This is a genomic window from Streptomyces griseoruber (assembly GCF_001514205.1).
Taxonomy (GTDB): domain Bacteria; phylum Actinomycetota; class Actinomycetes; order Streptomycetales; family Streptomycetaceae; genus Streptomyces; species Streptomyces griseoruber.
Genome location: NZ_KQ948798.1, coordinates 27,381 through 28,331, shown reverse-complemented (window position 1 = coordinate 28,331; position 951 = coordinate 27,381). Strand labels below are relative to the sequence as shown.

The window sequence follows — 951 nt, the reverse complement described above, 5'->3', positions numbered from 1 at the left end:
GGGCGCTGGGCTGAATCCGGCCGACGTGGACGCCGTGGAGGCGCACGGTACGGGCACGGCTCTGGGCGACCCGATCGAGGCGCAGGCGATCCTGGCGGCCTATGGTCAGGACCGGGAACGGCCGCTGCTGCTGGGCTCGGTGAAGTCGAACATCGGTCACACCCAGGCCGCTGCCGGTGCCGCCGGTGTGATCAAGATGGTGCTGGCCATGCAGCACGGAGTGCTGCCGAGGACCCTGCACGCGGAGGAGCCGTCGTCGCACGTGGACTGGACGGCCGGTGCGGTCGAAGTACTCAAGGACAGCGTGGACTGGCCGCGCGTCGAGGGGCGGGCGCGCCGTGCGGGTGTGTCGTCCTTCGGTCTGAGCGGTACGAACGCGCATGTGGTGCTGGAGGAGCCGCCGGTCGTGGCGGAGCCGGAGCCGGAGCCGGAGCCGGTGAGTGTGCCGGTGGCCGGTGGTGTGGTGCCGTGGGTGGTGTCGGGCCGTACGGGTGCGGCGCTGCGGGGCCAGGCGGGCCGGCTGGCGGAGTTCGTGTCCGCCGACGAGAGGCTGGGTGTCGCCGAGGTCGGTGGTGCGCTGGTGCGGTCGCGGTCGCTGTTCGAGCACCGGGCGGTGGTCTGGGGCTCGGACCGTGCGGAGTTGCTGCGGGCGCTGGAGTCGGTCGTTTCCGGCGAGGAGGCGCTCAACGCGGCGACGGGCACGGCACGACGCGATGCGCGCACCGCGTTCCTGTTCGCCGGACAGGGCTCCCAGCGCCTGGGCATGGGCCGGGAGTTGTACGACACCCACCCCGTCTTCGCGGACGCCTTCGACGCGGCCTGCGCCCACCTCGACACCGAAGTGGCCCGCCCGCTGCGGGAGGTGGTGTTCGGTGAGGATGCCGAGCGGCTGAACCGGACGGAGTTCGCGCAGCCCGCGCTGTTCGCCCTTGAGGTGGCGCTGTTCCGCCT

General features: G+C 72.7%; 1 protein-coding gene. It reads left to right on the top strand.

The window, feature by feature from the left end:
- A partial coding sequence (locus AQJ64_RS43980; RefSeq protein WP_425315625.1) for an acyltransferase domain-containing protein occupies positions 1-951 on the top strand: 951 nt, incomplete at both ends.